At 40.9% G+C, this 7,200-nt stretch carries 5 protein-coding genes; 1 reads left to right on the forward strand and 4 read right to left on the reverse strand.

What is annotated here, in order from left to right; translation table 11 throughout:
- Positions 1-246 precede the first annotated feature (246 nt).
- Positions 247-576: an IS110 family transposase gene (locus L656_RS0114930; protein WP_024599803.1), complete on the forward strand. Its 330-nt coding sequence runs from the start codon at positions 247-249 to the stop codon at positions 574-576.
- A 184-nt stretch (positions 577-760) separates the two neighbouring features.
- Here the strand turns inward: L656_RS0114930 and L656_RS0114935 are convergent, their stop codons facing one another.
- The 4 genes from L656_RS0114935 to L656_RS0114950 form a co-directional block, all read right to left on the reverse strand.
- Positions 761-3,016, reverse strand: a complete 2,256-nt coding sequence (locus L656_RS0114935) for an acyl-CoA dehydrogenase (protein WP_024599804.1) — start codon at positions 3,014-3,016, stop codon at positions 761-763.
- Positions 3,017-3,631: 615 nt separating this feature from the next.
- Positions 3,632-4,660, reverse strand: a complete 1,029-nt coding sequence (locus L656_RS0114940) for a zinc-binding dehydrogenase (RefSeq protein WP_024599805.1) — start codon at positions 4,658-4,660, stop codon at positions 3,632-3,634.
- Positions 4,661-4,670: 10 nt separating this feature from the next.
- Positions 4,671-6,083, reverse strand: a complete 1,413-nt coding sequence (locus L656_RS0114945) for a TolC family protein (RefSeq protein ID WP_024599806.1) — start codon at positions 6,081-6,083, stop codon at positions 4,671-4,673.
- On the reverse strand, positions 6,076-7,200 hold a 1,125-nt coding region (locus tag L656_RS0114950), incomplete at its 5' end, for an efflux RND transporter permease subunit (protein ID WP_024599807.1). The genes L656_RS0114950 and L656_RS0114945, both read right to left, overlap by 8 nt.

Here is a 7,200-nt window from a genome sequence, read left to right on the forward strand (position 1 = left end):
CTTATAGTTCGACCAAGCCACTTAATTTAAAAGTAACTGACTATTATATTAAGTGGAATATGCTTCTGTTGGTTACGAATATTGAATGCCAAACATCTAATGTTTTTAACAAGACGTTCGAGCCAACAGAGCACCTCGATTTCAAAACGCATACTCAGGGATTGCCGACCAAGACTATCTATAAGACCTGCGAGAAACGAGATTTAAGCACATTCCGTCCTTAACTTTAACCGTAGGCGCTATAAAATGAAAGCATATAACGTTGATAATTTTGCTGTACTCATTGGCATGGATTGGGCCGATAAAAAACATGATATTTGTGAACACCCAACAGGCACTAATAAATATCATTACACCGTTATTAAACACACACCTGAAGCGTTGCATGAATGGGCTATGGATATTAAACAGCGTTATCCAGAGCAGAAAATAGCAATTGTTTGTGAGCTTAAAAAAGGCCCGCTTATTTATGCATTAGCTAAATACGACCACCTTACTTTATTTACCGTGAATCCTTGTGCTGTTGCTAAATACCGCCAGGCTTTTACGCCCAGTGGCGCAAAGGAAATAAACTAGACAGCCACTCTAATTAAATAAGCTAAACGACCATCAAATGAGCCATCATCACCCTGTCTCTATATTGAACGCATAAAAAAGCCTCGCTTGTTTTTACACAAGCGAGGCTCCACACTAATACTTTGCAAGAATAAAAGCGCCGATACTACGGGCGCTTTGCATCATTGAATATTGTTACTTTAACTTACTGATTAACTACGCTTTTAAGCGGGTTAATCGGCTGTGCGTTATCGTCTAGTATGTTCATGTCAAAATCGAACTCATCTACACGAATCGCTTTTTCACGTTTGATGTTGTAATCAATTAACTGAACGTGTTCAGCTTGCGTGATTACGTTTGCCGCTAGTGCGTTATCAAGCGTGATGTTAAAGCGTATACCTGGTTTAATTACTTTAGCACGTAGTGCTTTTTTAACTTTAGCCAGCTCGCCAAGTGATGCCATTTTAGCTTTGTAAGCTTGCTCATTAATATGATGGCCATCGCCCACTACTGGTTTAACTAAATGCGTGATTTGCGCTTTAAATGCGGTATCTAGCTGAGCTTGCTTAGCTAGTTCGCGGATTAAATCGTCGCTAATTTTTGGCATTTTAGTTGAGTAGTTCATTGTAATGAAACGAATAAACTTACGAGTACCACTTGCAGGGAAGTTATCTAAAAACTTATGCAATGCTTCTTCAGCGCTTTGTAGTGCAAAACGAGTCGCGTAATGGAAATACGGCGCTGCTTGCTCACGGTCACTACTTGATACTTTTTGCTCGTAGTATTTAATTGATGCCATAGCTGCATATAAGAAGCTCATTACATCGCCTAAACGTGCCGATAGCATTTCTGCTTGTTTTAACTTACCGCCAAGTACAAGTAACGAAAAGTCTGCGTACACTGCAAGTTTTGCAGATAATTTATGTACTGCTTTTTCGTAGTCGCGTACTTCTGGCAATTCAGAATTAGCACTTGCTGTAAATGGTAAAACACCTAAGCGGAAAGCACGTAAACTGTTTGCTGTGCTGTAACCAATTGTTTTACGTAAAATGCCGTTAAATTCTTTATCTGCGCCTTTGTCTTCGCTGTGAATTGACTCAACCATAGATTGTAAATATGGATGACAACGCATAACACCTTGACCAAATATCATTAGGTTACGAGTAAGAATATTCGCACCTTCTACCGTAATGGCAATCGGCTGAGCAACATAACCACTTGCTAATGTATTTTGTGGACCGTTTTGAATCGCTTTACCCGCTTGAATATCCATTGCTGAATCAAGCACGTCGCGACCAAGCTCTGTCATGTGGTATTTAGCGATTGCAGTTACTACTGATGGTTTTAAGCCCATGCCTAAACCTTCAGTTGTAAGTACGCGCATTGCTTCTTGCAAGTATGTTTTACCTGCAATGTCAGCTAGTTTTTCTTGAATACCTTCAAACTGGCCAATGGCTAAACCAAACTGTTCACGCACTGCTGCGTATTCAGATGCTGATTTAAATGCAACTTGTGCTGTACTAACACCTAGCGCAGGTAATGAAATACCACGGCCAGCACCTAAACAGCTAACCAGCATTTGCCAACCACGGCCGATGTTTTTCTGTCCACCAATAACAAAGTCCATTGGTACAAATACTTTGTTACCACGTGTAGTACCGTTGTAAAAACGAATACCCATTGGGTCGTGACGATTACCAAGCTCTACACCTGGGTGCTCTTTTGGAATAAGTGCACAGGTAATACCTAAGCTTTCTTTGCCACCTAATAAACCATCAGGGTCCATTACTTTAAAGGCTAAACCAAGTACAGTAGCAATAGGTGCAAGCGTTATGTAGCGTTTGTCCCATGTTATCTCAAGGCCAAGTACTTCTTCACCGTTGTACATGCCTTTAGTTACTGTACCAATGTCTGGAATGCCACCTGCATCAGAACCCGCTTCTGGGCTTGTTAATGCAAAACATGGAATGTCTGTACCATTTGCTAGGCGTGGCAAGTAATGCGCTTGTTGTTCTTGCGTACCAAAGTGAAGTAATAACTCACCTGGGCCTAACGAGTTAGGAACCATGACGGTTACCGCTACTGCTGAGCTTTTAGTCGCAATTGTGCCAACAATAGTAGAGTTTGCATAAGGGCTAAACTCTAAACCACCAAACGACTTAGGAATGATAAGCGAGAAAAAACGCTCTTTTTTCAAAAATTCTAAGATGTCATTTGGTAAATGAATGCCGTTTTGAATCACTGAATCGTCAATCATGCCCAATAACTCTTTTACTGGACCGTCTAAGAATGCTTGCTCGTCTGCGCTTAATTTAGCAGCAGGTACGTCGCGAAGTGCACTGAAATCAGGCTTACCTTGGTAGATAGAACCTTCAAGCCATACATCACCCGCGTCTAGCGCTTCTTGTTCTGTGATAGAAATACTTGGTAATACTTTTTTTAGTTTTGTACGTAAACTCATGATTGAACTCATCCGACCAGCTAAATAATACCTACATTACGTCATAAAAAATCATTTAGATCAATTACTCTATTCAATTAATTAACAGTTTTTTCAATTTATTTTCTTTACCTGAACGTAAACTGTTGAAACACAAAGGCTTACAGCTGTACGCTGAAAAAAAGTATTTTAACTAAAATGATGAATAAAACAGCAAAAGCTCTAGGGTCTGTTGATCTTTGCGTATTAAAATTTGTTCAAACTAGGGGCTATTTAATCGCGGCGCGAGGTTTTTAACCTAGTGGGCTAAGTAAAAACCGAGCAACTAAGAGTAAATAGCCCCTAGGAAGAACCCTTTGGGCAGCGCCTGTTTGGCATTAATGCTACGTTATCGCCCATTTATGGGGAATAACCACACTACATAGGCTCTGCCTTGCCTAAATACCAAACAGACTGCTGCAAATTCAACCTTGAAAGATCAACAGACCCTAGCGCTGTATCTATTTTTTGATGGGCATAAAAAAACGCAGCACAAATAGGCTGCGTTTTTATTCAATTTGTAGAGGCTACATAAGCAATTAATTTAGCTAAAACTAGCTAAAACTACTTAAATTTAAATCAAATTGTATAAGCGCTTTACTTAGCAACTTTAACAACTTGCTTGCCGGTAAAACCACCAGCAAGTTGTTTATTAAGCGCTTGCGATACTGACTCAGCACTAAAATCTACGGGCGTTATTTCTGGGTGTTTAATGTCGCCACTAACAGCTCCTTCAAGTAACAGGTTACCCATAAAACTCAAACGTTGTTGTGCACATAAACTATTAGCAAGCCATGCACCACCAATCGATACAACGCTAATATTGGGCGCTCGGTGATACATTAAGTCTTGATCAAAACAAGGTAGCGGATTTAAGCAGGCAATACGTCCGCAAAAACGCATTAACTCAATATTACGTTGAGTACACTCACCACCTATCGTATCAATAACCGCATCAAAGCCTTGCGGGCCAAGTTCTCTTCGGATTTTTTCGCATAGTTTTTTATCGCTATAGTCAAAAACCACATCAGCGCCTAGCTGCTTAACCAATTTATGGTTACGCTTTGATGCCGTGGTAAATACATCTGCACCGCGCTGTTTTGCATATTGAATAGCAAACTGCCCTACCGCTCCGGCTCCGCCTTCAATAAAAATAGTATCGCCTTCACTAATGCCTATTTTATCTAAGCTGATAAGTGCTGCCATACCGGCGCATGGAAGTGTTGCTGCAATAGCCGGATTTAAACTGCTTGGCACAACCGACACTGCAAAGTTAGGTACTTTGGTGTATTCGCTCAAAGCACCTTGCTCACCAATGTTGGCATGCCACATAACCCGCTCGCCAACATTTGGAAACACACCTTTATTAGCTTTAACCACAACACCTACGGCATCTAAGCCTAAAATGTGTGGATACTGCCACTTACAAAAGCCTGTTTTAGCAAATTGACCATCAACTGGATTTAAACCAACGTACTCTACTTTTACAAGCAGCTCGTTATCTGCACAAATAGGAACAGGCAGCTCAGCATCCGCTAAGTCAATTGCTTCATTTGGTTCTGGCAGTACAATAGCGCGCATCGTTTGCGGGATAATGTATTCATGTAAATTTTCAGTATTTGGCATCAATATAACTCTACTTATTAGTGTCGTTTAACGCATAACTCCATTGGCCATTAAATGACTGGTAAGCATTTACTTTGGCAAGCAGTGAAGTGATTGTTGTTTCAACAGCATTTTCTTGTGCTATTAAAACATCCTGGCGCGCATCTAACAACTCAAGATAAGGAATTTGACCTTCTTCATACATTGCTTGTGCTTGTAAAAATGCTTTATTAGCAAAGTCATAGCGTTCGTCGGCAAAGCGTTTTTGCTGTGCTTGATTAACCAACAATTGCAATGAAAGTTCACTTTCACTTAGTGCAGTTAATACCACTTGTTGATAATCGCTGTAAGCGGCTTCACTTAAAAACTGCTGCGCGTCGCGCTGTGCTAATAATGCTGGGTAGCTTAATAACGACCATTGTAACTGCGGCGCTATTTGCCACTGTTGATCGGTATTTTTTAAGCCTGTGCTATCTATACTCACAACCCCTGCAAATGCAGATAAGCTAATATCGGGTAATAACGCTTTGCTCGCTGCAACACTTAAACTATTTGCTTGGCTAAAGTCAAATAGTGCACGGCTAATATCTGGACGTAAGGCAATGGCATTATTAGCGTTTTTTAGTGCGACGCTAAAGTCACGTTCCAGCACGCTTTGCTCATTTTCAATAGCAATATTTTGCGTTAACTTACCGCTTAGTACTGCAAGTGCAGATAAATCGCTGTATTTTGCATATTCAATAGCAGGCATTAGTGCTTGTTGCTGCCTAAGCTGCGCCATCGTACGATTTAAATCAAGCTCATTTGCTACACCTTCGTCAACGCGAGCTTGAAGAACGTCAATACTTTGCTCAAGCGCTTCTATTTGAAGCGTAACAATGTGTTGTTTTTCAACATTTCCTTGATAACTTACAAAGCCTTTAACAACTGACGAAACAACTTCAATTTGCAGTAAACGTACTTGCTCTACTTGGCTCATGGCCGATGCATTTGCAGCATTAACCAATGCCGTTATGCGACCAAATAAATCTAGCTGCCAATCAAGTGCAACGTTTGCACTTGATTGGCGGTCAAACACGCTTGGTGCATCGCTTCGAGCTGCGCCAACATTTACACCACCTTGCGGTAGGTATTGGGCTTTTTGCTCGCCTAAACGCGCTAATGCACTTTTAAGTGTTAGTTGGCTTGTTTGCAAATTATAGTTATTTGCAAGCGCACCAGTAACAAGCTCATTTAGTTGATCAGAATTAAGCTTTTTCCACCAGTTTGTTTCATCAGCAACGCTAACGTTACTAGCAATATTAGCTTTGGCAACAAATTCGTTAACGGCTTTTTGCTCGCTCATGGTGTCTATTTTACTTGCGCACCCGGCTAAAAACGCAGCAACTAATACGGCACTGGCAGTCAGACTTGTTTTAAGTCTTTTTTGCATTAATTTAGTCATGAGTATTCTCCTGCGCTTTCTCTTTTTTGTTAGTCACTAACATATAAAATACCGGCGTGAATAATAGACCAAACACAGTGACACCTATCATCCCTGAGAATACGGCGTTACCCATTGCGTGTCGCATTTCGGCGCCTGCACCAGTGGCAAGTACTAACGGTACAACACCTGCTGTAAATGCAATCGACGTCATTAATATTGGGCGCAAGCGCATACGACATGCCTCAAGTATTGCCTCTAGGTGCGTTAATCCTGAGTCATGTCTATCTTTTGCAAACTCAACCATCAATATTGCGTTTTTAGAGGCCAAGGCCACCAGTACTATTAATGCTATTTGGGTGAATATGTTGTTGTCAGAGCCAACAAACCACACACCTAACAAGGCAGAGAAAATAGTCATTGGTACTATTAATATAATTGCCAGTGGTAAACGTAAGCTCTCGTACTGCGCTGCAAGTACCATAAATACAAGTAATACAACTAACGGGAATACATAAACCATGGTGTTACCGGCAAGTACTTGTTGGTACGTTACTTCAGTCCACTCATATTCAATACCTGTTGGTAGTGTGTCTGCGAGTACTTTTTCAATAGCAATTTGTGCTTGATCAGAACTATAACCTGGCGCTGGGCTACCATTTAGCTCTGCACTTGGGTAACCGTTGTAATGCATAACACGGTCAGGACCAATTGTTGGTGTTACTGTTAGTACAGATCCCAGTGGCACCATATTACCTGAGCGGTTACGTACTTTTAAATTAAGTATTTGATCAGGGTCTAAGCGATAGTCAGCATCAGCCTGTGCATTTACTTGGTACGTACGACCAAACATATTAAAGTCATTTACGTACACAGAGCCTAAGTAAATTTGCAGTGCATTAAATACTTCATCAAGTGGAATACCTTGAATAAGCGCTTGCTCACGGTCAATATCAATATCCATTTGTGGAACTTGAATACGGAAACTTGAGTACAAGCCCATTAATGCAGGGTCTTGCTGCGCCTTACCGATTACGGCTTGCAGACTATTAAATAGTGCTTCAAACCCTTTATTAGCTCTGTCTTCAATTTGCAGTTTAAAACCACCGGTAGTGCCTAAACCTTGAATTGGCGGCGG

This window comes from Pseudoalteromonas sp. TAE56, assembly GCF_000497955.1.
GTDB lineage: Bacteria > Pseudomonadota > Gammaproteobacteria > Enterobacterales > Alteromonadaceae > Pseudoalteromonas.

Excerpts from the sequence above, each read along its gene's own strand:
- L656_RS0114930 (WP_024599803.1), top strand. The coding sequence starts at position 247 with ATGAAAGCATATAACGTTGATAATTTTGCTGTACTCATTGGCATGGAT.
- L656_RS0114935 (WP_024599804.1), bottom strand. The coding sequence starts at position 3,016 with ATGAGTTTACGTACAAAACTAAAAAAAGTATTACCAAGTATTTCTATC.
- L656_RS0114940 (WP_024599805.1), bottom strand. The coding sequence starts at position 4,660 with ATGCCAAATACTGAAAATTTACATGAATACATTATCCCGCAAACGATG.
- L656_RS0114945 (WP_024599806.1), bottom strand. The coding sequence starts at position 6,083 with ATGACTAAATTAATGCAAAAAAGACTTAAAACAAGTCTGACTGCCAGT.